The organism is Caballeronia sp. LZ035, assembly GCF_031451175.1.
Taxonomy (GTDB): Bacteria; Pseudomonadota; Gammaproteobacteria; order Burkholderiales; family Burkholderiaceae; genus Caballeronia.
The window spans coordinates 911,183-933,717 of the sequence record NZ_JARUXS010000004.1 but is presented as its reverse complement, the minus strand read 5'-3'; the positions used below and the strand labels follow the sequence as shown (position 1 = coordinate 933,717).

Sequence of the window (22,535 nt, the reverse complement as noted above, 5' to 3'; positions counted from 1 at the left end):
TGCCGCTATGGTCTGCTCTTCACGTCATCGAGATTATGCGCCGCGACGCGCGTTTGCCTTCCGCCAGGCATGTGCGCCTGCACAAAGTCGGCGCCTCCTACGGTAGACCCCGCGCGTGACCTTTGCGCGACACGCGCTTTCGACCTATCGTCGATGAGAAGATTCGAAGCGCAGTCCGGAAACGGAGGAATCGCCATGCAGGACACCACGGAAGTCTCCGCGCAGCAGACGGTCGTCACCGTGCGGCCGCAGGAAAAGCTCGCCACGGTTCAGCATCTGCCTTATTTCATCGGTCTTTCAGCGGCGACGGCCGGCACGCGCGGACTCGCGATGCATCTCGTCGTCGTGCCGCCGGGCGGGCGCGGCGAACCGCATGTTCACATCGGCTACGAAACCGGCATCTATATCCTGGAAGGACGCATCGAGACGCGCTACGGAGCGGGCCTGGCGCAATCGATGATCAATGAACCGGGCGACTTCGTCTTCATTCCGCCCGGCGTGCCGCATCAGCCGGTCAATCTGAGCGACACCGAGCCTGCGCGCGCGGTGATCGCCCGCAACGACGCGAATGAAGCGGACCGCGTCGTGCCTTACGATCCCGGCGCAGATCAAGCGTCTCAGTAGCCGGAAGCGCCGTTCATCGGCAGGTCGACGTAACCGGTATCGGCAAAGCGCGCGCCGCCGAGCAGGCCGCCCGCAAGCTTGCCGCGCACCGCGTACGAGACCTTGTTCGGGACATCGCCGGTGGCGAAGCCGAACGCCTGCCGAGCCACCGAGAACGCCGATACCGTCACCGGCACGGCCACCAGCGTCTCGCCGAAACGCGGCACCACGCCGCGCTGGTCGCTGACGCCGCTCGCGAACGGGCGGCCGTTGAGGTCGAGATCGAGCGCGACGCCGTCGAAGTCGAGCGGCTCGTTGTTCGGATTCTGCACGCGCAGTTTCACGATGAAGCGCATCTCGAGGCCCTGCCCTTCGAGCGGCTCGATGCCCGCCACCGTCACGCGCATGGCATCGCGATTGAAGAAGCCCGCGCAGCCATGCAGCGCGAACAGCACGGCCAGGCCGGCGAGGAAGAGAAGAAAGCGGCTGCGCGGGTGATTCGCTTGCATGGGATCGGGGCTCCTCGCGTGGTCATGCTCCGGGCCGGAGCACGTTCAGCAGCATGCGGCTACCGGCATGATGAAACCAGACATCGTCGACGACGAACAGCGCGGCAACCCACGCCGCGCCTACGACGATCAGATCGCAGTGCCCGCTCGTCCACAGATTGAGCGAGTGGCGCGGGCCGACCCACGGCACGCCGAGCGGATTGGGCCAGTCCGCCAGCAGGTGCATGAGGCCGCCGCACGCGAAGCCGAACGCCACCGGCGCCGCCGGATGCCGCCCGAGTTCATGCCAGGACAGCGCGAGCAGCGCGGCCCAGCCTACGCCCCAATGCGTCAGCGTGCGATGCGTGATCCAGAGCTTGCGGGCACGCGTCCACCAGGCGACTTCGAGCCAGTCCGGCGCGGTGGCGCCGGCCACGGCGGCAAGCAGCGCGAGCACCGCGGGAATCATGCCCGCTCCCGCAGAGACGGGTCCGTGCTCGGCCGTCACGAGCGCCGCCGCGATGATGCCCGCAGCCCATCCGGTTGCATGATGAGCCTTGTTCGACGCCATGGAAAAACCTGCCTTGATCGCTTGCCGGAAGAGCGCGCATGTTCGCATGCGCATTACCCGGCGCGCCGGGCTGAAACATAAACTTACGCAAATGGGTAAGCGGAAACACGCCGCGCCGCCGTCGCGATGGGCGAGTCCACGCGGCGTTGACTAGAATGGTTGTCAGAATGCTGCGCCCTTCCCGCTGCGGACGCCGATTGCGCGTCCCACGCCCGCCTGCGCAAGCAGGCTTTGAGAGAATCTTCAGAACTTCGCCGTCATGCAACACCTGAAATACCTGAGCGCTTACCCGAATACGCTTCAGGACAAGGTGCGCCGATTGATCGCCCAGCAGCAACTGGGCACCTATCTCGACGCACGTTATCCGAGCCGGCACGCCGTGCAGTCCGATCGCGCGCTGTATGCGTATTGCTCGGACCTGAAGCAGGAATTCCTGCGCGTGGCGCCCGCCATCGACAAGGTCATCTACGACAGCAAGCTCGACGTGCTGCGTCACGCGCTCGGACTGCACACGGCCATTTCCCGCGTGCAGGGCGCGCGGCTCAAGGCGAAGAAGGAGATCCGCATCGCCTCGCTGTTCCGCGACACGGCGCCCGAATTCCTGCGCATGATCGTCGTACACGAGCTGGCGCATCTCAAGGAAAGCGATCACAACAAGGCGTTCTATCGGCTGTGTGAGCTGATGCAGCCGGGCTACCATCAGATCGAGTTCGACCTGCGCCTGTATCTCACGCATCGCGACCTGCTGCGCGCAAAGGCCGCGTGAGTCTCGCTGCACCGCATCAAACCTGCCACGCGAGCGCAGCGGCATAGCCGGCAGGCGCGTCCAGCGCGACGGCCGCAAACCCGCCGGCCTCGCGCGATACGGCATGACGCAGACCCTCGCGTGGCAACACCGAAAAGCCTTTCAGCCCGATCCATCCCCCGCCGATACCGACGCCCTGCGCCTTCAGCACGGCTTCCTTTGCGGTCCAGCAGTCGAAGAACGCACCCTGGCGCGCGGTTTCGGGCAACGCCTCGATGGCCTGCCGGTCACGCTCCGCCAGCACGGCAGGCGCCAGTTCATGCCAGGCGAAGGTGGCGCGCGCCGCCTCGATATCCACACCGACGCGTCGTTCCCGCGACACGCCAATCAGCCCGAACGACCCCGAATGCGAGACGTTGAAGTCCGGCGCGTCCGGCTGGTCGAGGAGCGGGCGGCCGTTCTCCCCGGCGTCGAGTTTCAGGCGCGCCGGGTCGTCGCCGGTGAGCGTCGCCAGAACCTGACGCAGCGTCACGCGCATGACGCTGAAGCGCGCTGCATCTTCGAGCCGCAGATAACGCGCGGCGCGTGCGCGTTCGCTCGCGTCCAGCACGGCGCAGGCGGGATCGTCGGGCGCGACGGTCAACGGGATCGGAACGCGCCAGACGCGGATGTCGGCAGGCACGCCGGCAGGCAGCGCGAGCGGTTCGAGATCGAAGGGTGCGGCTGTGACAGTCACGTGGCGGCGTACTGCGCCTCGCCATTGCCGAAGGACCAGTTCTCCTTCTTCACCTCGACGAGACTGATGAACACATCCTCGCGACGCAGCTTCAGGCGCTCGTGCAGGCCATCGGCGACGGCCTTGTAGAACGCGCGCTTCTTCGGCACATCACGGCCCTCGTTCAGCGTGACCTGGATCACCACGCAATCGTCGCTGCGCGTGATGCCCAGATAAGTGCGATCCACGATGAAGTCCGGCGCGTCGCGCTCCGCAATGATCTGGAAGCGATCGTTCTCGGGCACGTCGAGTGTAGAGCGCATCGCGTCGTACACCACGTCGCCGATGGCCGTGCGGTAGGCGCTGTCCTTTCCCTTCAGCAAATCGATGCGTACGAGCGGCATGTGAATTCTCCTGTTGGATGATGGGGCTCAGCGATGCCCCGGATGCAGCAGCAACTGTGGCGGGTTCGCGCGATCCACCATCACCACGGCGTGTTGCTCGAATTCGGTCAGCAGCGCATCGGCGGTTTGCTGGCTTGCGCCGAGCACCAGCAGGCTGTCTTCGGCCGCCCAGACATGCAAAGGGTCGATGCCCGCGCCGGACAACGCACGCAGTCCCCATTGCGCGACACGCGCGGTCAGCGCGCGCTGCCGCGTCGCATTGGCTTCCGGCGGCAGCACATGGCCGAACGGATTGCACGCGGTCACGAACACGGCCGACTCGGCTCCGTGTTCTTCGAGCAAGGCGATGAGCGCCGGATTGTTCACGCCGATCTTCATGTCGATCGCCGGCGTCCCGTCGATCCGATAGATCGCCGTGCGATAGGCGTCGAGCGTGGCGGCAGGCAGCGCGCGCAGTACGTGTTGTTTCGACGCATTCGCACTATCCAGCACGATGGGCTGACCATGCGGCGTGGCGCGCGCCGCCTCGTCCCAGTCCTGGCGACGCTGCGCCAGCGTCTCCTCGCTGACGCAGCCCTTCGCCGTACTCAGGCGTTCGAGCGCGCTCAGCCAGTGCGCATAGTAGGTGTCGCCGTGATCGGGATCGCCGGCGGCCTGCGCCGCGCGGATCGCCTCGCTCAAGGCATGCGCCCATTCCTGCCACGTGAACACCCCGCGCTCGTGCAAGGCGAGCGTCATCGCGAAAGCCTGCGCTTCCCACGGCGCGCGGAACACCGGGCCGTCGTCGTTGAAGGGCAAGGCCGGCAAGGCGGCGCGAAGGTCCTGTACCTGCTGCGGGGTGAGTGCTGGATCGTTCGAGGTCATGTCACGCATGCGCGGCATCGAGAAGATAAGGCTCCCAGCAATCCACGCACACCGATGACGCGCTCGTGTCCGCGCCCCACAACTCGGCGGCATCGAAACGCATTGTGTAGAGCCATTGCGGATGCTCGCCGTGGCCGAGCGCGTTTTCATCGGGGAAGACGTGCGCGCCGCGCACCGCGATCACCTGTCCGGACTTGCCGCGGCAATAGCGCGGCAGACGCGTGTGCGTGGGCGGATTCATCAGCTTCGTGCGCACCGTGTCGCCGATGGCGAAGCGCGCCGGTGTAACCGCCGGACGATCGACCGGCGCGCCGCGCAGCAATGCAGCGCTGACGTCCGCGGCTCGCAGCATGCGCACGTTGGGGACGGGCGTGGCCTGCGAATGACCGGCCTCGATTTCGGCGGCGCTCGCCAGACCCTTCGCGAGCAGCAGCTTCTTCAAGCCCTCGAACCAGATTTCGTAATAGCTGCTGCCAAGGTATTGCGCGGGCGGCAGGCTTTCGCGCGCGGCCCGCGAGGTGTCGATATTCCACTGGCCCGTCGCGCCCATCGCGAGCGTGACGGCCAGCACGCGCCGCTCCCATTCCGCATGGAAGGGCGACGCGCCCGGTGCATCGCAAGGATCGATCTCGATGGGCCCGAAACCCTGCATGCCGCCCATGTCGTGCGCCGCGTTCATGCCGCCACCTCGCTTGTTTCCGACGCTTCCGACGGGCTCGACGCGAGACCCGTTCCGATCATCGAATCGCGCGTGACGAGCGCGGCAAGTGCGTCTTCGTCGAGATGATCGGTGCCGGGCGGGCGCATTGGCACGACCAGATAGCGGACCTCGGCCGTCGAATCCCATACGCGCAGTTCGACCTCGTCCGGCACGCGGACACCGAAGTCCTGCAACACCCCGCGCGGATCGATGACCACCCGCGACCGATACGGCGCCGACTTGTACCACACCGGCGGCAAGCCGAGCACCGACCACGGATAGCACGAGCACAGCGTGCAGACGACCAGGTTGTGAACCTGCGCGGTGTTTTCGAGCGCAACCATGTGTTCGCCCTGGCGCCCGGTGAAACCGAGCGACGCGATGGCCGCTGTGGCGTCGTCCAGCAGCCATGCGCGAAACTGCGGATCGCTCCATGCGCGGGCCACGACGCGCGCGCCATTGCGTGGTCCGACCTTGTGCTCGTAGGTCTGGATGAAGATGTCGAGGGCTTGCGGATCGATATAGCCTTTCTCGACCAGCAGCGATTCGAGCGCCTTCACGCGCAGGTCCATTTCAGGCAGCGGGCTGCCGGCGTGGTCGTGGTCGTGGACGTGGTCGTGGTCGTGGTCGTGGTCGTGGTCGTGGTGATGAGGGTGATCGTGGCTCATGAGCGGTCTCGCGAGTAACACAGACGCATCACGTTACCGGAGTGCGCAAAGGCGTGCAAACATCAGGCAAGCGCGGATCAGCCCAATTCGAACGTGGTCACGCCGAAGACCCGGGCAAGCGGCACTTCCGGCACGCCGCGTGTGTACATTCGCGCGGTTTCAAACACGCTCGTCATGCCGTGCCCGACTGCGAGCGCGACTGCCGCCGGATTGCTCTCCGGAACGTCGAGAAACACGGTTTCACCCGCGACCTCCGCGACGAGCGCTCGATACAGCGCATGCGCGGCGGGCGAATCGTCGGCGAATAGCGGACCGATCTTGTAGCCGCGCGCGCAGCGGCGGATGACGCCGAAACCGCGCACTGTATTGCCGGACAGCGCCACGCGTGCGCATGCATGCGGCAACGTCAGCCAGTCACGGAGAAACGCTGCCCTCCGGCAGGCGAACACACCTGTGTCATAGTCGAGCAGCGTGGCGAAGGGAACGTCCGCCGCGTCGGCGAGGGTCAGCGTCGTCTGGACCGGATCTACGCTGGTCCGCGCCACGCCTTCATAGCGCACATTGCGGCCCGCCAGCACGAAACCGGATTTGCGATAGTTGGCTTGCTGCGCGACCACGCCGTCGAGTCCGATGTTGCGCGCGCCCAGATACGCCATGCCCTCGTTCCACAGGCGTATTCCAAAGCCCCTGCCGCGCCATCCGGAACGCATGATGTACAGCCCGATGAAGCCGAACGCGTCGTCATAAGCGACCGCCGAGATGCAGCCGATCGGCTCGCCGTCCCACGTGCCGATGAAAAACCCTTGCGGGTCGGCGGCGAAGAAGGCGCGGGCATCGTCGAGACCGGGGTTCCAGCCTTCGGCGGCGGCCCAGTCGAGCGCGATCTGCACCTCGGGCGGCGTCATGCGGCGCACGACGAAGCGTGCATCATCGGGACGGGCGCGCGACGGGGCTTCCATGGAGGACATGTGGCCGACCTCATCGAGCTGAAGGAACTTCAGTGTCGCGCGATTCTGATGTGGGGAAAAGATGCGGGAAGAGCGGCGGACTGCGGAGGATGTGTCAAGAGAACGGGACGATGGCGCGCCGCCCCGCTCAGGAATACCCGTGTCGCCGCTCGCTGCGGCTGAAACTCTGGCGCGAACGCCAGTCTTCCGAGCGCAGGACATGCTCGCCGTCCTCGCGCGCCTGCTCTTCCGAATCGAAGCCTTCGTCGCTGTAAGCGACGACCTTCATGCCACCGCCCGCCGTGCGTTCGATGGTGATGCCCCAGTGCCACCCGCCTTCCTGATGGAAGACGTGCAGCGTCGGGTTCGACGTTGTGGTCAGTTCCATGTGCGGCTCCTTCCCGCGATGTCCGCAAGGCCCGACTGCTGCCTCCGACGCTCGCCCTTGCTTGCCGGCGGCTGGCTTGCCCAAGTTCAATCCGCTGCCGAATGTGAACACGGCCTTACAGACGGCCGTACGGACGGCCCCTGCCGCCTCGTTGAACAGCATACGCAATGCCATGCTGCGGCGCAACACGAAGTTTCCCTAGGGTCGGGAGGAAGTCGCGCACAGGCATAGGACAAGTCGCTGCCTGTCGGGAAGCTTGGTGCCGATTGCAAGGTAGCGCAATGCCGGTGTCCCCGTATTGACGCGCCGATGGCGCTTTTTTGAAATCGCCCGGCGGATCAGCCGATGACGCCGCGGGCTAGATGCAACGCCAACGCGCTCGAAGCGCGCGCAGCCCGATTTCACGCCTGCGCCTCCGGCGCGGCCAGCCACGCGACGATGGCGTGACAGGTCCAGTCGGCGTCATCGTGCGGCAGGTCGTGGCCGGCCCACGGATGCACGGCATGCATCGCGCCCCACTGCATGGCCACGCGTGCGGAACAGACGGGATTGACCAGCCGGTCCCCCGCCGCCGACAACACCAGCACCTTCCCCGCCGGCATCTGTTTCTCCGCGCGAAACCGCGCCGCCGCGAGCAGTTGCCGCAAGGCATTGCCCGCGCTGGCGCCGTGGGTGCGCCGCAACGCCGTCCAGTGCGCGATGTCCGCGTCCGCGCCGTCCTGCCGATGACAGGTCAGCCGATGGATCAACGCTTCACAGGGTCCAGTCCGCCGCCAGTTCGCCGCAATGCGCAGCAGCACCGGCCACGCCGACGGCCGGAGCCGTTCGTGCATGTGGGCGAACGGCCGCATGCTGGTATTGATCAGCACCAGCCGTTCGATCTCGCCGGGATGCCGCTGCGCCCAGGCGGTCGCCACCATCGCGCCGAGCGACATCGCGATGACACGGCACGGCCTGCGCACACCGAGTGCCGTGGCCCGGGCGCGGACGAATTCCATCATCGCCTCGACCGAAAGCGGCGCCGGGCGACCCTGCTCCACACCGTTGCCCGGCAAATCGATACAAACGATGTCCTGCGCGCCTTCCGCCAGCCCGTTCGCCACCAGCGCCGCATCGAAGCCGCCCCAGTGCCGCGTTTCACGCGTGAGGCCCCGCAGCAGGATCCATTGGCTCATCGGAGGCCCGTGCGTTGCCAGTGCGCCTGCGCGCGCCGCAGCAGTTCGTCGCGCGGTGCGCCGCCCGGCAGCCAGCGTTGCGATGAATACGCGGCGCGCGTCAGGAAATCGAAGAAGTTCGGATGCCGCCGCAGCACCCTCCGCGTGCGATGCGCCTTGATCGGATTGAAGATGCCGAGCCGCGAGAACAGCTGCATCGGATTCTTGCGGATCCAGCGCCAGGAGCCGAGTTCGAGCGTCATCGGCAGGAAAATGTTGGGCGGGCGCGCGCGGTCGTAGGCGAAGTCCCACAGGTCGCCGTGCAGCAAATACTGGTGGCTCTGCGGCTCGAATGCGTAGCCGTGATGCGGGTACGACTCCTCGAACATCGTCTTGAGCAGGAACATTTCCGGCAGATGCGCCATCTGCCGCTCGGTGCGCGCGTAGGGAAACCAGATGCTGTCGTCCCAGCCGAAGCCCGAATGGCAGTCCAGCGCGAAACTGAGCGGCCGCGACATCAGCTCTTCCTCGACCACGCCGAGCAGCGCGGCGCTTTCAGCCTCCATGTGGCCGTCCACGGGACCGCGATACCACGGCAGCCACGGCCCGATGCGCTGCCCGCCCGCGAGAAACGGCACCCGTCCCTCGGCGCTTTGCGGCGCGTTGCGCATCAGATCGACGCCGTTCGGATTCGCCCGCGTGCGCGCGAACATGCCGCCGGGATTGACGATCGGCATGAAGATCAGACGGATCGCGCGCAATTGCTGTTGCAGCGTGTCGTCCCATTCGAGGCGCGTCAGCAAGGCGCGCATGTATTCGAGTACGAGCTGCGTGCCGATGCATTCCAGCCCATGCACGCCGCCGAAGAAGCCGATGGCGGGCACGCCCGGATCGCTGGAACCGATGGACGCGGTGAGCAGCGGAAAGACCTGTCCGCGCGCGCGCACTTCGCAACGCGTGCGCCATTCGAAGTGCGCGCCGCCCGCGACGCGAAGCGCCTCGAGTTCGTCCATCTCGGGAAAACTGCTGGTGACGACACTGCTTGCATTCATGACGACGGCCCGCGGTCCTGTATCTGTTCTGTGCTGCGTTTTTTGAATCAGACTGTGGTTCCGTGTTTCGGTGCCTGGCTGGCGCGGCGCTGACATCGTGCTGACGATGCACTGGCAACGCCGCCGCGCTCCACCCGGAAGCCCCGAGTATAGGCGGATGATCGGCACGCAACATGTCGATGTCACGACTTGCGACAGCCTCGCGCCGTGTGCATCGCACAGCGACGGTCACTGCGCAAAGGCGCTTCGTCACCTAGAATCGAGTTACTGCCTTATGTCCGCCGTCTCGGCGCGCGAGGTCATCGTCATGACACATCCATTCCGCCTGATTCCTTTCGCGCTTGCGCTGTGCTGCGCGACATCCGTATTTGCGCAGGCCGCCACGCAGCCCGGCGATCCGAACGCGCCGAAAACCCGCGCGCAGGTCCGCCAGGAGTTTTTGATCTGGCGCGCCGCCGGCTATGACCCGGACGACTGGCTCAACTATCCCGACAACGCCATCGCGGCAAGCCGTATCGTCGCGCAGCGACAGGCGCAGGGGAACACCGCGCAGCACTGAACGAAGCAGGCGCTCAGTCGTCCTGGTCGGGGTAATCCGTGTATTTGCGCGCGTCGCCCTTGACGCGCTCCGCCGGATATTTCGCGCGGTTGAGCGCCATCTTCTCGATCAGCGCGCGATACAGATCGACATCGAGCGCATCGGCGAGCATCACGAGATAGGCAAGCACGTCGGCCATCTCGTGGCGGATGGCGCGCAGCTTTGCTTCGTCGAGTTCGCTCTGGTCGCCGCTTGCCAGCCATGTGAACGGTTCGAGCAGTTCGCTCGCTTCCACCGAAAGCGCCGCCGCCAGGTTCTTCGGCGAATGGAAGCGGCTCCAGTCGCGCTCGCCGACGAACTCGCGCAGCAGGTCGCGCATCTCGGCGAGTTCGCCACGCTCCGTTTCCCGCGGGTTGCCGGCCTCCATGCTTCCCTCCGACGATGTTCCTTGCTTACGCATCCGGATAGAGCCCCAGCGTGCGCGCATGCAGCCGCGCCAGCCCGAGCAGCGCATCGGTGAAGGGCGTCGGCACGCCCGTCATGGCGCCGAGTTCGCGCACGGAGGCCACCAGCGCGTCGAGCTCGACCGCCTTGCCCGCCTGCACGTCCTGGAGCATCGAGGTGCGCATCGCGCCGAGCCTGCGCGTGACGGCGTGACGGTCTTCGGGCGCCTGCTCGATCGGAATGCCGAAGCGCGCGCCGATCTCCTTCGCCTCCAGCATGACCTCGGTGACGAAGCCGCGTACCAGATCGTCAGCGAGAATGCGGTCCGTGGTGGCGCCGGTGATGGCGCTGATGGGATTCATCGTCATGTTGCCCCACAGCTTGAACCACACGTCGCGCTGGATCAGCGGCGAGAGCGTGGCGTCGAAGCCCGCCCTGGCGAACAGCGATACGAGCGTTTCGGTACGCGCGGCCGGCCCGCCCGCCACCTCGCCGATGATCAGCCCACGCCCGTGATGATGACGGATGACGCCCGGCGTCTCGACGTAACAGCTCGCATGCACCACGCAGCCGACCGTTTGCGCAGCCGGGATCGCGGCGCCGATGCTGCCGTGCGGATCCACCGATGACAGCTGCTTGCCGGTGAAGGGCGCGGGTAGACCGTCGCAGAACCACCAGGGCACGCCGTTCATCGCGGTCAGAACGATCGTGTCAGGCCCGATGAGCGGCGCGATATGCGCGGCAACCGATGCCATCGCCGGGGCCTTGACGGCGACGATGACCAGATCCTGCACGCCGAGGTCCGCCGGGTCGGCGCTTGCCGCGACCTTCACGGTATGGGTCGCGTCCTGTTCGACGAGCCGCAGCCCGTCCTGTCGCAGCGCGTCGAGCGTCGCGCCGCGCGCGACCACGCTGACGTCGCAGCCCGCCTGCGCGAGCTTGACGCCGAGCCAGCCGCCGATGGCGCCCGCGCCGTAGATGCCTGTCTTCATGGTGCTGATTCCTCTCTTCGCTGGCTATCGATCGTTCGCCATTGTAAGAGCGGAACCCGGCGCCGCTGCACATTCAGTGCGCGATGTCCGTAGCGAGCCGGGCGAGGATCAGCAGCGTGGCGCCGAACGCGCCCGCCAGCGCGACGGCGATGAACGGCAGCAGCGACACCTTGATCTGCGCGAAATCGGCGTTGTGGGACGCGCGCCTGCGCACGCCGAAAAAGCTCCATAGCACGATGCGGATCATCTTCAAGAGGTTCACGAGCGGCTCCTTCAAAAGGGACATGGATTCTTCATGTCCCGATGATGAGCGCTGTCGCCGGCAAAAAACAGCAGCAGTTGCGGCGATTCGAGCGGTAGCAGAAGGCTTTTGCCCTAGGGCCTCGCGCCGCTGTTTCAAGAGACGCGCGGCAAAAATATAGTCCGCCTGAAGTCCTGTTGCAGGGTATTGAAACGATAGCCTGCGCACCTACCTTGGATGCAGAGGCGGCGAACCGACACGCTGCCGTTTCAACTTTCTGCTGCCGGCCGCATGGCCGCAACCCTGGAGACTCGACCATGAGTGACTTTTATTTTGGCGGCGACCTGTTCTCGGAACTGGACCGCGTGCAACGGCAGGTGTCCACGCTCTTCGGCAACGTTCCTTCGAGCATGCGTTCGAGCCGTGCGGACAGCTTTCCGCAACTGAACATCGGCAGCACCGACGAAGCCATCCAGATCGTCGCCTTCGCGCCCGGCGTCGAGCCTGCATCGCTCGATGTCACCGTCGACAAGGGCACGCTCACCATCAGCGGCGAACGACGTGCGCCGGCCGCTGCGGAAGGCTCGCGCGCCTATGCGAAGGAACGCTTCAAGGGCAGCTTCCGCCGGGTGATCGAACTGCCGCAGAACGCGGACAGCGACAAGGTCGAAGCGCGCTATGAGAACGGCACGCTGTTCATCACCATCGGCAAACGCGAGGCATCGAAGCCGCGCGCCATCACCATTCAGTAAGAGGGAGCCCATCATGATCGAAACCTCGCAAACCGCAGCGCAAACCGCCACCCGCGTCGCACCGCAGAATGCTGACGCGGTCCGCCGTGTCACCGTGACGCCGGCCGTCGATATCATCGAGGACAGCCAGGGCATCACCGTCTGGGCCGACCTGCCCGGCGTGCCGCGCGAGAAGCTCGATGTGAAGGTGCATGACGCGCGCCTCACCATCGAAGCCGAAGCGGACTTGCCGGTGCAGGGCGCGGTTCGGGCGCATCACACCGAAGTGCGTGCACCGCGTTTCGTCCGCGCCTTCACGGTGAGCGACGACTTCGACACCACGAAGATCGACGCCAATCTCAGCCATGGCGTGCTGAAGCTCACCATTCCGCGCCGCGAACAGGCGCGTCCGCGTCGGGTAGACGTGCGCGCAAACTGAAACGCAGGCAAGCCAGCCAGAACGGCCGCGATCTTCGCGGCCGTTTTCGCATCTGCAAGCGACTCTTTATAATCGTTCCTGGCGGCGCCCGCCGCACAAGTTCAATCATTCAAGAAAACAAGGGACTATCGTGAAGAGGCTGTTGACGGTGTTGTTGGGTTCGATGCTGATGGTATCGATCGGCGCGCATGCAAAGGAATGGTCGACGATCCGCTTCGGCGTCGACGCCAGTTATCCGCCTTTCGAATCGAAAGCGCCGGATGGCTCGCTGGTCGGCTTCGATATCGACGTCGGCAATGAACTGTGCCGCCGCCTCAACGCGAAGTGCGTGTGGGTGGAAAACGCCTTCGACGGCATGATCCCCGGCCTCAAGGCGCGCAAGTTCGACGCCGTCCTGTCCACCATGTCGATGACACCCGCGCGCGTCAAGCAGATCGCGTTTTCGAGCAAGCTCTTTCACGTCCCCACGCGTCTCGTGGCAAAGCGCGCCTCGTCCATCCAGCCGACCGCCGAAGCGCTTGCGGGCAAGACCGTCGGGGTCGAGCAGGGCTCGATGCAGGAAACCTATGCGAAGGTTCACTGGGGTGAGAAAGGCGTAAAGGTAGTGTCGTATGCCGATCAGGACCAGGTCTATCAGGATCTGCTGTCCGGCCGTATCGACGCCTCGCTGCAAAACGCCGTGCAGGCCGAACGCGGCTTCCTCGATACGCCGCGCGGCAAGCCCTACGGCTTCGCGGGCGGCGCGCTGGAAGACAGTGCGATCTTCGGGCCGGGCACGGCCATCGGCCTGCGCAAGGAAGACACCGATTTGAAGGAAAAGCTCGACGGCGCCATCGCCGCGATGATCAAGGACGGCACGTACAAGCGCATCGAGCAGAAGTACTTCGACTTCGACATCTACGGCGAGTAATCACCATGACGCAGCCGCCCGCATCCGCTTCCTCCAGTGTTCACCGCGCGGCGGCTGTCGGCTATACGGCCCACGCGGACAGCTATGTGCGCGGACGACCCGACTATCCGCCCGCGCTCGCGGGCTGGCTCGTTGAACAGATTGGCTTGCGGCCGGGCGCGCGCGTCGTCGATCTGGGCGCGGGCACCGGCAAGTTCACGCCGCGACTCGTGCAGACCGGCGCGCAGGTATTCGCGGTTGAACCGGTCGATTCCATGCGCGCGAAGCTGTCGGCCGCGGTGCCGGAAGTGCAGGCGCTGGCGGGCACCGCGCAATCCATTCCGCTCGCCGACGCCTCGGTGGATGCCGTCATCTGCGCCCAGTCCTTCCACTGGTTCGCCGGCCACGCGGCGCTCGACGAGATTCATCGCGTCCTCAAGCCCGGCGGCAAGCTCGGCCTCGTCTGGAACCTGCGCGATGCACGCGTGCCATGGGTCGCGAAGCTGGACGCCATCGTCAACCGCTACGAAGGCGACACGCCGCGCTACTACACCGGCGCGTGGCGCAGCGCGTTTCCGCATGCGGGTTTCGGGCCGCTCGTCGAAACGCACTTCGACATCGGCCATACCGGCGCGCCGGAAGACGTGATCCTGAATCGCGTGCGCTCAACAAGCTTTATCGCAGCGCTGCCGGAGGCGGAGCGCGAAGAGCTCGAACGCGCAGTGCGCCAGTTGATCGACGACGAACCCGAGCTGCGCGGCAAAAGCGAAGTCACCGTGCCTTACGAAACCGCGGCCTTCCTCGCAGTGTGTCAATAACCGCTTCGCAAGCACATGGGCTGGGCGGTGTTGCGCGGCGCGGCGGGCCAGGCCGTGCATTTGCTGGTGCAGGGTCAGACGAACTTCATCCGCATGCTGTGGCGCTTCAACTCCGTGTTCGATCCGCGCCTGCAACTGGACGATCACGCGCGCGCCGTGCGTTACCCGATGACGCCGCCTCCTCCGCCCGATGCGGCCGCGAACGTCAAGGCCGTCTATGTCCACGGACCGGCGGGGCGCAAGTCGCGGCGCATCGATGATGCGACCGGGAAGTTCGTCGACACAACGCGAAGCGGCGCGGACCAGCGCTTTCTTCACTTTCTTCGCTTTGTTCAATAACAAGGAGACGTCGATGGCAACGCTCAAGCAGATTCAGGCGCGACTCAGGCAGTTGCAGGACCGCGCGGAAAGCATCATTGCCGACCGCGCACAGGCCGTGCTCGACGACATCCGCGCGATGATGGAGCGCCATGGCCTGACGACGAACGACATCGAGCGGCATCGCAGGAAGGCAAAGCGCGCGGCCAAACCGAATGTCGCGCTTCCCGCGCCCGTGAAGCGGCATGAAGCGGTGAACCGGGCGGCGAAGAAGGGCAAGCTGCCGGCGAAGTATCGCAATCCGGAGACCGGCGAGACCTGGAGCGGCTGGGCCCGGCCGCCCGCGTGGATCGCCAATGTGAAGGACCGGAGCGGGTATTTGATCGATGCGGAGGGGACGGAGCCTATAGCCAAGCCGGCATCGAAACCGAAATCTAAGCCAGCCGCGAAGAAGCAGGCGCCGAAGCCCGCCGCGAAGAAGTCCGCAACGGTGCCGGCTCGCAAGACGTCTGGCAGGAAGAAGGCAGCATCATCGAAGTGAGGTTCCATGCCTCGGAGGAAACGCATCGCGCGTCGTTCATGCGCACGGCTTTAGCGTTTTTGTGCAGGCAAGCGAGGAAGTGCTGGGAAACGGAAATAGTGAGACTGGGCGCTTTTTGAGAAACTCGAAAACAGGAATCGTGAGATAGCCCGGGTTAGGCGGAAAGTTGCGTCGCAGTGGGCGCCGGTCCAGGTCGGGGACCGTGGGCGGAAGCAAACCTGCCATACGGCGCTGACAGTTCTTCCGAGGTCAGAAATGGCCGGCGGGGTTGACCGTAGCCGACCCGAAGGGGACAGAGAGGTTGCCTTAAAGCGGGCGCTCGCGGACAGCAATCGTGGCGCGCCCACCGAGTGACGAGACGATTGCCTTGTAAGTCATGAGCGTCAGTGCAAACAGGAGAAGCCCTGCAATCACGTCCGCCAGATAGTGACCGCCCTGTGTCGGGGTAGACAGAATCATGACCACGTTGAGCGGCGCTGCAATGCAAACAAGTCGCGGGAATCTGCGCAAGGAATAGGTGAAGAGCACCGCCAATGCCGTGTGGAACGATGGCAGAGACACTAAACCTTGTGGACCATCGAGGCCAATCACCTTGAGCGACCCCGCGCGGAGCAATGCAAAGTCGGACACCGTAGCCTTGGCGGCGTTGTCGCTCACGTTGAAATGAACAAACGCGCTCGTTGCCGGAAAAGGCGTCGAGATCAAAAGCAGGTAGCCACTTGCGATCACAAGCAGAAAAAAGAAAGCGGGCAATTCGTCGCGCCTTCCGAACAAGCCGAGAAAGACCGGTAGGGCTATCAACTGCCATTGTCCGCTTGCATAGGCAAATTCAAAAATTCCAGAGACGTGCGGATGAGCCAGCACCCACTGATACACGGCGAGCCAATCGAACCCCAGCGAACGGTCAAACGCAACCAGCGAGCGCTCGACGAGGGGCGCGTCCAGCGAGACGCAGAGATAAGACAACAAACAACTGGCCGATGCGAAAAGCGAAAGCAGCGCGCCCCATGCAGCGGTGTCCGACACCTTCGCGTAATGTAACTTTCTTGTAATGACTTGATAACGAGGAAAGCGGCCAATGGCCCGCAGCACTATTGCTATGCCGAGCAGAACTAGCGATGCCTTGCAAGCGGGGATAAGGCTTGTCCATCTCACGGAATGAGCAGTCGTTGCTATCCAGAGGGCGTCGATCATCACGACGATTGAGACAATCCCCCACCCTACGACGTAACTCCGTCGCAGCGACTGCAATGCCGGAGTGCGGTCAGAATTCGACTCGTATTCGATTTGAAAAGTTGGACCGGGGTGCAATGAATGGTGTTCGACAGGAGTTAGCATTGGCTTGTTGGGGAGCCATTAGACCCCCGTATTTACGGCGGCGAAGCTGAGATCTTGACACTGGGAGCGGCTCGTCATGCTGGACTTACCGAATCGCCAACAATTCGAACACTGTGGTCGAATGTCCCTTCAAAGCCGGATGCAACCCAACAAGTCCGGAGTACGCGGGCCGATCGCAACGTGCAGGCGGCCCAAATCATTCGCGTCTCGAATCCGGCAAGTCCTTCGAATTCCATTCAACGTCGTCCGACGCGAGACCGAATCCGTCAGCAAGTCACTCACTATTCTGGAATACGAGTCTCAGCATTCCAGTGCGCTTGCAGAAGCTTTTACAGACAGCCCAGCGCCAACCCACACGGGCGCATGAGCCTTCGAACATCGGCACACTGTTTGCATGACGCAGCCTGACCCTGTCGATAACGCCGAGGACCTCATGCATCATTCGATCGAACCTCATGAGCTGACCCACATCGATCTCGCGCGGTTTCAGGTGGTGCAGGTTTCCGATGGAACCTTCACGGTGGTCTTGTGGGAAGCGCCCGAACTCACGCATGCTCCGGCGGGTCCGGCCACGCTCACCATCCGTCTGTGCGATCCGCTCAATCCGGTGCGCCGCAAGGATGTCTGCGAGCATCTCCGGACGCATCTCGCGGCCACACGCTTCAGACAGAACCGCCCGCACCGCATGCAGCAACAACACGCGGCTGCTTGAGACCGCTCATCAGCCGCTCCGGATCGCTTTCTCCAGAAAGTTCCACAGCGCATCATCGGTGGAATACGGCACGTTGAAGCGAAAGCACGGACTCGCCGCGTCGCCGGGACGGAAATAGGAACCCGGCGCGAGCCAGATCCCATGCTGCAAGGCCTGCGTCGCGACCGTGTTCCCGCGTGCCGGATCGATCGGCAGCGCGCCCCACACGAACAAGCCCCCGCGCGGCCGGCGGAACAGTTCCACGCCGAGCGCGTCCATGCGCTCTTCGATCAGCACGTGCGCATCCTTCAGCTTCTCGACGACAAACTCGACGTGCCGCGCATAGCGTCCTTCCGTCAGCACTTTTTCGACGATCCGCTCGGTCGCCTCCGAGGTCGTCAGACCCACGGCCATCTTCGTGCGCGCCAGTTCGCGCAGCACCTCGCGCTCCGCGACGACATAACCGCAACGCAGCGACGGCGTGATCGTCTTCGCGAAACCGCCGACGTACAGCACGCGGTTGAGCCCTTCCATCGACGCAAGCAGCGGCGCGCCAGGCGGCGCGAGTTCGCGGTTCACGTCGTCCTCGACGACCCACACGCCGTGGCGCTCTGCAATCTGCATCAGCCGGAATGCCGACGCCATGCTGAACGTCGCGCCCGTGGGATTCTGCAGCGTAGTGTTGAGAAACACCGCCTTGGGCCGGTGCTCGATGACGACGCGCTCGAACACATCAGTATCGATGCCCGCGACCGTGCGCGGCACGCCATGCACCTGCAAGCCCGCGAGCTGGAGAATCTGCAACAGGTTGCAATAACCGGGATCCTCGACGACCACGGCATCGCCTGGCCGCAGCAGCGTGCGCACGATCAGGTCGAGCGCCTGCGTGGCGCCAGCGGTCAGAAGCACGTTCGTGGCGGCATCGACCGGCAGGCCATGGCGGTCAAGCTGTTCCGCGATGCGCTCGCGCAGCGGCGCGAAGCCATACGGATGCCCGTAGTCGGCGATGCGCGCCGCCGGCACGCGGCTCACCGCGCGCAGCGCGTGTTGCAGGCCGCTTTCGTTCACCCATTCGTTGGGCAACCAGCCGCAACCGGATTTGATCGGCACCGAATGATCCGCGAAGACGTCAGACAGCAGCCAGGTCGCGGTGAGGCTCGGCGGCTGCCACGCCGGTTCGCGCACGCGCTCGCTGCGGCCACGCACCGCCACCCGATACCCCGAACCGCGCCGCGCGGTGACAAGCCCCATCGACACGAGCCGGCCATACGCTTCCGTCACCGTGAAGGTGCTGAGCCGTTCGGCTTCGGCCAGCCGGCGCACCGAGGGCAGCAACGCGCCCGCGCGCAGCGTCTGCTCCTCGATGGCCTGCGAGAACGCGCGCACCAGTTGTTCGACGAGCGTCGGCGTCTGACGCGAGCCGCGCTCCAGCTTGAGTTCGATCATGAAGGCGAGAATAGCGCGGGCCATGCGCGCTGACCAATACAGTTTGCAGCATTTTGCCAGCACAGTTAGCAACGCAGTGAGACAACTGTCTATGCCGCGCAAAATGACAGCGGAATACAGTGCAGTGACCGCACTTCTCCCGGAGACAACCTGCCATGAATGCCCGCCCCGTCATCGAAGACCTCTCGTCGTTCTGGATGCCCTTCACCGCCAACCGCCAGTTCAAGGCCGCGCCGCGCCTGCTGGAAAGCGCGAAAGGCATGTACTACCGTTCGACCGACGGCCGCGAGGTGCTCGACGGCACCGCCGGACTATGGTGCGTGAATGCGGGGCATTGCCGGGACGAGATCGTCGAGGCGGTGCAGAAGGCCGTCGCCACGCTCGACTTCGCGCCGACCTTCCAGATGGGCCATCCGCTTGCGTTCGAAGCGGCCAGCCGCGTCGCCGGCCTGATGCCCGAAGGGCTCGACCGGATCTTCTTCACGAACTCGGGTTCGGAGTCCGTCGATACCGCGCTGAAGATCGCCCTCGCCTATCATCGCGCCCGTGGCGAAGGCCAGCGCACCCGCCTGATCGGCCGGGAGCGCGGATATCACGGCGTCGGCTTCGGCGGTATTTCCGTGGGCGGCATCGGGCCGAATCGCAAGACCTTCTCGGGCGGCCTGCTGCCGTCCGTCGATCATCTGCCGCATACCCACGATCTCGCCCACAACGCGTTCACCAAAGGCCAGCCCGCCTGGGGCGAGCATCTCGCGGAAGAACTGGAGCGCATCGTCGCGCTGCACGACGCCTCGACGATCGCAGCGGTGATCGTCGAGCCGCTCGCCGGTTCGACCGGCGTGCTGGTGCCGCCGAAGGGCTATCTGCAAAAGCTGCGCGATATCTGCACGAAGCACGGCATCCTGCTGATTTTCGACGAGGTCATCACCGGCTTCGGCCGTCTCGGCAAGGCCACCGCCGCCGAATACTTCGGCGTGACGCCGGACCTCATCACGATGGCCAAGGCGATCAACAACGCAGCCATCCCGATGGGCGCAGTCGCCGCGCACCGCAAGGTTCATGACGCGATCGTCGATGCGGGCGCCGCCAACGCCATCGAACTGTTCCACGGTTATACGTATTCGGCGCATCCGATTGCAACGGCGGCCGCCATTGCCACGATCGATCTCTATCAGCGCGACAAGCTGTTCGAGCGCGCTGCGTCGAAGGCGGAGAAGTTCGAGAGCGCCGTGCACGCGCTGCGCGACGCGCCGTTCGTCAAGGACATCCGCAATCTGGGGCTGGTGGCAGGCATCGAACTCGAATCGCGCGAAGGCGCGCCGGGTGCGCGTGCGTATGAAGTGTTCGTCAAGTGCTTCGAGGCGGGCGTGCTGGTGCGCTATACGGGCGACATTCTCGCGTTCTCGCCGCCGCTCATCATCGAAGACGCGCAGATCGAGCAGCTCTTCGGCACGGTGAAGAAGGTGCTGGAAAGCGTCAAGTAATCTGGCTGGAAGCGGACTTGCCAACCCCATGGCAAGTCCGCGAGGCATCACGCCTGATTGGCCACCGCGCGGGACTCGATCAGCAGTCCCCGGTTCACCACGTAGTAGAGAATGCCGGGCACGAGCAGGCTCGGAATCCAGCTCACATCCGCGCCGATGATCTTCGCGAAGTAGCTGTGATAGAACGACAGGTCCATGAACGGCAGCGTGCTGGCAATGCCCAGGCAGTAGATGGCCAGCGTCGACAGGTTGAACTTCCCGTAGCGTCCCCGGCTGTCGTACATCTCCGTGACCGAATAGTCGCCGCGGCGCACGAGATAATAATCCACGAGATTGATCGAACTCCACGGCACCAGCACGTAGATCTGGGCGTTGAGAATATCGGCGAAGTAGTCGTTGAAGTGATACTGCGTGCCGATCGCAATCACGGTCGCCACGGCCGCCGTCACGGCGAGCACCGAGAACTTCACGAGCTTGCCGACGCGCGTCATCTTGCGAAAGCCGCTGAAGATCGTGACCGTCGACATATACGCGCTGTACAGGCTGAGCACGTTGAATTCGAGCACGCCGAGCACGATGATGACGAGCGCCGGGCGCGACCAGTGGCCGAACATCGAGGCAATGCCGGTGCCGGGATCGTTCGCGATCGCCGGCGTGAGCGTCGCGAGCAAGGCGCCGAGCATCATCACGAGCAGCGAACCCAGCAGGCCGCCCAGGTAGGTGTACCAGAACGTGTGTTTCGTCTTGACGCTGGCCGGCAGATAGCGCGAATAGTCCGCCACGTACGGACCGAAGCCGAGCGTCCACGAAGCGGTCTGTGCCACGACGAGATTGAAGGCGCCCGCGGAGAAGCCGTGCTTCGCCTGATGCAGCTTGGTCAGCGTCTCGGGCTGGAGGAACACCATGACCGCCGACGCGAAGAAGATCACGCACGACAGCAGCGTCATGAACGCGCCCATCTTGTGAATCAGTTCATAGCCGATATAGCTGATGACGAAGGTCAGAACGCCGAACAGGATGATGGCTTCGTTGTCGCCCATCGGGTAGATGGCCTTGATCGAATCGCGCATCACGACGCCGCCCGCAGCCACGAAGAGAATGTAGGCCAATACGACGATCGCAAGCGGGAATCCGGCGCCGAACACGCCGAACTGCGCGCGGCTCTGGATCATCTGCGGGATGCCGAGGTGCGGCCCTTGCGCGGAGTGCGCGGCCATGAAGACGGTGCCGATCACATTGCCCAGGATCAGCCCGACAATGGTCCAGAACAGGCTCAGCCCCGCGACGATTCCAAGCGTGCCGATCACCAGCGCCGTCACCTGCATGTTCGCGCTGAACCAGATCGTGAAGAGCCGCCTGGGCGTGCCGTAGCGCTCGCCCAGCGGAATGAATTCGATACTGCGCTGTTCCACATCCATGCTCAGTCTCCAGGAGGGGCCCGGGCGACATCGATGTCGCCGCTTGGCCGATGGGTGTCACTCTAGGAGGCTGCTTTTTTGACGACTATCGCATTTCGGCAAATGCGGGTCTTCACTGATGACGGCGCAAGAACCGGGGTGAACGAAGCGCGCGGCATCCGCATCATGGACGCATTCAATCAAGGAGGAAGAGATCATGAATGCGCCTCACGTCGTCGCCGAACCCCACATCCTGTATCTCGGCACGCCCGTCGTGCTCGTCAGCACCGTCAACGAGGACGGCACGCATAACCTCGCACCGATATCGTCGGCATTCTGGCTGGGCTGGCGCGGGGCGCTCGGCATCGCGACGACCTCGCAGACCGCGCAAAACCTGCTGCGCACCGGCGAATGCGTGCTGAATCTGCCATCGAGCGGCGAAGTGAGCGCTGTCGACCGGATCGCGCGAACCACGGGCATGAATCCGGTTTCACCGTTCCGGCAGGCGTTGGGCTATGTCTATGAACCGGACAAGTTCGGCCGCGCGGGCATGACGAAAGTGAAGTCCGATACCGTCGCCGCCGCACGCGCGCTCGAATGCCCGATCCAGCTCGAAGCCGTGCTGGCGGCGGCTCACGGTATCGGCGAGGACAGTGACGAACTGCGCGGCGCGCTGAGTCTCTTCGAAGTGCGGATCCAGCGCGTTCACGTTCATCCGAATCTGCTCATGGAAGGTCATGCCAATCGCATCGATCCGGACAAGTGGTCGCCGCTCATCATGAACTTCCAGAAGTTCTATGGACTCAGCGGGCAAGTCCATGCTTCCCGGCTCGCGGAGATTCCGGAGGATGCGTACGAGGCGCTTGCGCAGGTGTAAGGCCAGCACGTCCCAACGCACAGCGCCGCGCATGAGCGCGGCGCTGTGCAGC

General features: G+C 64.6%; 29 protein-coding genes. 12 read left to right on the top strand and 17 right to left on the bottom strand.

The window, feature by feature from the left end:
- Nucleotides 1-195: 195 nt before the first annotated feature.
- On the top strand, nucleotides 196-624 hold the full coding sequence (locus tag QCE88_RS34735) for a cupin domain-containing protein (protein WP_309909998.1): 429 nt from the start codon (nucleotides 196-198) through the stop codon (nucleotides 622-624).
- On the opposite strand, the gene QCE88_RS34730 is transcribed toward QCE88_RS34735, so the two are convergent.
- Together QCE88_RS34730 and QCE88_RS34725 are read right to left on the bottom strand one after the other, a co-directional pair.
- Nucleotides 618-1,112 carry an LEA type 2 family protein gene (locus QCE88_RS34730; protein WP_309909997.1) on the bottom strand — a complete coding sequence of 165 codons (495 nt, stop codon included), beginning with the start codon at nucleotides 1,110-1,112 and terminating at the stop codon, nucleotides 618-620. The genes QCE88_RS34735 and QCE88_RS34730 overlap by 7 nt on opposite strands.
- A gap of 22 nt (nucleotides 1,113-1,134) precedes the next feature.
- Nucleotides 1,135-1,662 carry a metal-dependent hydrolase gene (locus QCE88_RS34725; protein WP_309909995.1) on the bottom strand — a complete coding sequence of 176 codons (528 nt, stop codon included), beginning with the start codon at nucleotides 1,660-1,662 and terminating at the stop codon, nucleotides 1,135-1,137.
- 259 nt (nucleotides 1,663-1,921) lie between these two features.
- Here QCE88_RS34725 and QCE88_RS34720 point away from each other — a divergent pair, with 259 nt between their 5' ends.
- A complete protein-coding gene (locus QCE88_RS34720; protein ID WP_309909994.1) occupies nucleotides 1,922-2,428 on the top strand; it encodes a M48 family metallopeptidase in 507 nt (168 codons plus the stop codon).
- A gap of 16 nt (nucleotides 2,429-2,444) precedes the next feature.
- On the opposite strand, the gene QCE88_RS34715 is transcribed toward QCE88_RS34720, so the two are convergent.
- From QCE88_RS34715 to QCE88_RS34675, 9 genes are all read right to left on the bottom strand, one after another.
- Nucleotides 2,445-3,143, bottom strand: a complete 699-nt coding sequence (locus QCE88_RS34715) for a 4'-phosphopantetheinyl transferase superfamily protein (RefSeq protein WP_309909993.1) — start codon at nucleotides 3,141-3,143, stop codon at nucleotides 2,445-2,447.
- Nucleotides 3,140-3,526 carry a tautomerase family protein gene (locus QCE88_RS34710; RefSeq protein WP_309909991.1) on the bottom strand — a complete coding sequence of 129 codons (387 nt, stop codon included), beginning with the start codon at nucleotides 3,524-3,526 and terminating at the stop codon, nucleotides 3,140-3,142. The genes QCE88_RS34715 and QCE88_RS34710 overlap by 4 nt, the downstream gene beginning before the upstream one ends.
- 27 nt (nucleotides 3,527-3,553) lie before the next feature.
- Nucleotides 3,554-4,399 carry a nitrile hydratase accessory protein gene (locus tag QCE88_RS34705; protein WP_309909989.1) on the bottom strand — a complete coding sequence of 282 codons (846 nt, stop codon included), beginning with the start codon at nucleotides 4,397-4,399 and terminating at the stop codon, nucleotides 3,554-3,556.
- Nucleotides 4,392-5,069, bottom strand: a complete 678-nt coding sequence (gene nthB, locus QCE88_RS34700) for a nitrile hydratase subunit beta (RefSeq protein WP_309909988.1) — start codon at nucleotides 5,067-5,069, stop codon at nucleotides 4,392-4,394. Before nthB ends, QCE88_RS34705 begins: the two co-directional genes overlap by 8 nt.
- Nucleotides 5,066-5,758 (bottom strand): nitrile hydratase subunit alpha, encoded by a 693-nt coding sequence (nthA, locus tag QCE88_RS34695; RefSeq protein WP_309909986.1) that lies wholly within the window; start codon nucleotides 5,756-5,758, stop codon nucleotides 5,066-5,068. The genes nthB and nthA overlap by 4 nt, the downstream gene beginning before the upstream one ends.
- Nucleotides 5,759-5,835: 77 nt before the next feature.
- Nucleotides 5,836-6,726, bottom strand: coding sequence for a GNAT family N-acetyltransferase (locus QCE88_RS34690; RefSeq protein ID WP_309909985.1), 891 nt, complete (start codon nucleotides 6,724-6,726; stop codon nucleotides 5,836-5,838).
- A gap of 127 nt (nucleotides 6,727-6,853) precedes the next feature.
- Nucleotides 6,854-7,093 carry a hypothetical protein gene (locus tag QCE88_RS34685; RefSeq protein ID WP_309819688.1) on the bottom strand — a complete coding sequence of 80 codons (240 nt, stop codon included), beginning with the start codon at nucleotides 7,091-7,093 and terminating at the stop codon, nucleotides 6,854-6,856.
- A gap of 401 nt (nucleotides 7,094-7,494) precedes the next feature.
- Entirely contained in the window at nucleotides 7,495-8,268 is a 774-nt protein-coding gene (locus QCE88_RS34680; protein WP_309909984.1) for an alpha/beta fold hydrolase, read from the bottom strand.
- Entirely contained in the window at nucleotides 8,265-9,299 is a 1,035-nt protein-coding gene (locus QCE88_RS34675; protein ID WP_309909982.1) for a M14 family zinc carboxypeptidase, read from the bottom strand. The genes QCE88_RS34680 and QCE88_RS34675 overlap by 4 nt, the downstream gene beginning before the upstream one ends.
- A 307-nt stretch (nucleotides 9,300-9,606) precedes the next feature.
- On the opposite strand from QCE88_RS34675, the gene QCE88_RS34670 reads away from it, so the two are divergent.
- The gene (locus tag QCE88_RS34670) at nucleotides 9,607-9,858 is read left to right on the top strand and encodes a DUF4148 domain-containing protein (protein ID WP_309909981.1); all 252 of its coding nucleotides are present in this window, start codon (nucleotides 9,607-9,609) and stop codon (nucleotides 9,856-9,858) included.
- Nucleotides 9,859-9,871: 13 nt separating this feature from the next.
- Here the strand turns inward: QCE88_RS34670 and QCE88_RS34665 are convergent, their stop codons facing one another.
- The 3 genes from QCE88_RS34665 to QCE88_RS34655 all read right to left on the bottom strand — a co-directional run bounded on the left by QCE88_RS34665 (nucleotide 9,872) and on the right by QCE88_RS34655 (nucleotide 11,535).
- Complete coding sequence (locus tag QCE88_RS34665) at nucleotides 9,872-10,264, bottom strand: nucleotide pyrophosphohydrolase (protein ID WP_309909980.1); 393 nt, start codon at nucleotides 10,262-10,264, stop codon at nucleotides 9,872-9,874.
- 25 nt (nucleotides 10,265-10,289) lie between these two features.
- The gene (locus QCE88_RS34660; protein ID WP_309909978.1) at nucleotides 10,290-11,273 is read right to left on the bottom strand and encodes a 2-dehydropantoate 2-reductase; all 984 of its coding nucleotides are present in this window, start codon (nucleotides 11,271-11,273) and stop codon (nucleotides 10,290-10,292) included.
- 73 nt (nucleotides 11,274-11,346) lie between these two features.
- Complete coding sequence (locus QCE88_RS34655; RefSeq protein ID WP_309911011.1) at nucleotides 11,347-11,535, bottom strand: DUF2970 domain-containing protein; 189 nt, start codon at nucleotides 11,533-11,535, stop codon at nucleotides 11,347-11,349.
- A 296-nt stretch (nucleotides 11,536-11,831) separates the two neighbouring features.
- Here QCE88_RS34655 and QCE88_RS34650 point away from each other — a divergent pair, with 296 nt between their 5' ends.
- The 6 genes from QCE88_RS34650 (at nucleotide 11,832) to QCE88_RS34625 (ending at nucleotide 15,250) form a co-directional block, all read left to right on the top strand.
- Nucleotides 11,832-12,266 carry an Hsp20/alpha crystallin family protein gene (locus tag QCE88_RS34650; protein WP_309909976.1) on the top strand — a complete coding sequence of 145 codons (435 nt, stop codon included), beginning with the start codon at nucleotides 11,832-11,834 and terminating at the stop codon, nucleotides 12,264-12,266.
- A 13-nt stretch (nucleotides 12,267-12,279) separates the two neighbouring features.
- Nucleotides 12,280-12,684 carry an Hsp20/alpha crystallin family protein gene (locus QCE88_RS34645; protein ID WP_309909975.1) on the top strand — a complete coding sequence of 135 codons (405 nt, stop codon included), beginning with the start codon at nucleotides 12,280-12,282 and terminating at the stop codon, nucleotides 12,682-12,684.
- Nucleotides 12,685-12,814: 130 nt separating this feature from the next.
- The gene (locus QCE88_RS34640; RefSeq protein ID WP_309909974.1) at nucleotides 12,815-13,594 is read left to right on the top strand and encodes an ABC transporter substrate-binding protein; all 780 of its coding nucleotides are present in this window, start codon (nucleotides 12,815-12,817) and stop codon (nucleotides 13,592-13,594) included.
- Between the two features lie 5 nt (nucleotides 13,595-13,599).
- On the top strand, nucleotides 13,600-14,391 hold the full coding sequence (locus tag QCE88_RS34635) for a class I SAM-dependent methyltransferase (protein ID WP_309909973.1): 792 nt from the start codon (nucleotides 13,600-13,602) through the stop codon (nucleotides 14,389-14,391).
- A 15-nt stretch (nucleotides 14,392-14,406) separates the two neighbouring features.
- Nucleotides 14,407-14,730 (top strand): hypothetical protein, encoded by a 324-nt coding sequence (locus QCE88_RS34630; RefSeq protein ID WP_309909971.1) that lies wholly within the window; start codon nucleotides 14,407-14,409, stop codon nucleotides 14,728-14,730.
- Nucleotides 14,731-14,743: 13 nt separating this feature from the next.
- A complete protein-coding gene (locus tag QCE88_RS34625; protein ID WP_309909970.1) occupies nucleotides 14,744-15,250 on the top strand; it encodes an H-NS histone family protein in 507 nt (168 codons plus the stop codon).
- A gap of 306 nt (nucleotides 15,251-15,556) precedes the next feature.
- Here QCE88_RS34625 and QCE88_RS34620 read toward each other — a convergent pair whose 3' ends face one another.
- Nucleotides 15,557-16,444 carry a phosphatase PAP2 family protein gene (locus QCE88_RS34620; RefSeq protein ID WP_309909968.1) on the bottom strand — a complete coding sequence of 296 codons (888 nt, stop codon included), beginning with the start codon at nucleotides 16,442-16,444 and terminating at the stop codon, nucleotides 15,557-15,559.
- A gap of 577 nt (nucleotides 16,445-17,021) precedes the next feature.
- Between QCE88_RS34620 and QCE88_RS34615 the strand changes: the two genes are divergently transcribed.
- Nucleotides 17,022-17,300 carry a hypothetical protein gene (locus QCE88_RS34615; protein WP_309909967.1) on the top strand — a complete coding sequence of 93 codons (279 nt, stop codon included), beginning with the start codon at nucleotides 17,022-17,024 and terminating at the stop codon, nucleotides 17,298-17,300.
- A gap of 9 nt (nucleotides 17,301-17,309) precedes the next feature.
- Here the strand turns inward: QCE88_RS34615 and QCE88_RS34610 are convergent, their stop codons facing one another.
- Nucleotides 17,310-18,725: a PLP-dependent aminotransferase family protein gene (locus QCE88_RS34610; protein ID WP_309911010.1), complete on the bottom strand. Its 1,416-nt coding sequence runs from the start codon at nucleotides 18,723-18,725 to the stop codon at nucleotides 17,310-17,312.
- A 155-nt stretch (nucleotides 18,726-18,880) separates the two neighbouring features.
- Between QCE88_RS34610 and QCE88_RS34605 the strand changes: the two genes are divergently transcribed.
- Complete coding sequence (locus tag QCE88_RS34605; RefSeq protein WP_309909966.1) at nucleotides 18,881-20,209, top strand: aspartate aminotransferase family protein; 1,329 nt, start codon at nucleotides 18,881-18,883, stop codon at nucleotides 20,207-20,209.
- Nucleotides 20,210-20,256: 47 nt separating this feature from the next.
- On the opposite strand, the gene QCE88_RS34600 is transcribed toward QCE88_RS34605, so the two are convergent.
- Nucleotides 20,257-21,627, bottom strand: a complete 1,371-nt coding sequence (locus tag QCE88_RS34600; RefSeq protein WP_309909965.1) for a cytosine permease — start codon at nucleotides 21,625-21,627, stop codon at nucleotides 20,257-20,259.
- A 196-nt stretch (nucleotides 21,628-21,823) separates the two neighbouring features.
- On the opposite strand from QCE88_RS34600, the gene QCE88_RS34595 reads away from it, so the two are divergent.
- Nucleotides 21,824-22,483, top strand: a complete 660-nt coding sequence (locus QCE88_RS34595) for a flavin reductase family protein (protein WP_309909964.1) — start codon at nucleotides 21,824-21,826, stop codon at nucleotides 22,481-22,483.
- The last annotated feature ends 52 nt before the right edge of the window (nucleotides 22,484-22,535 follow it).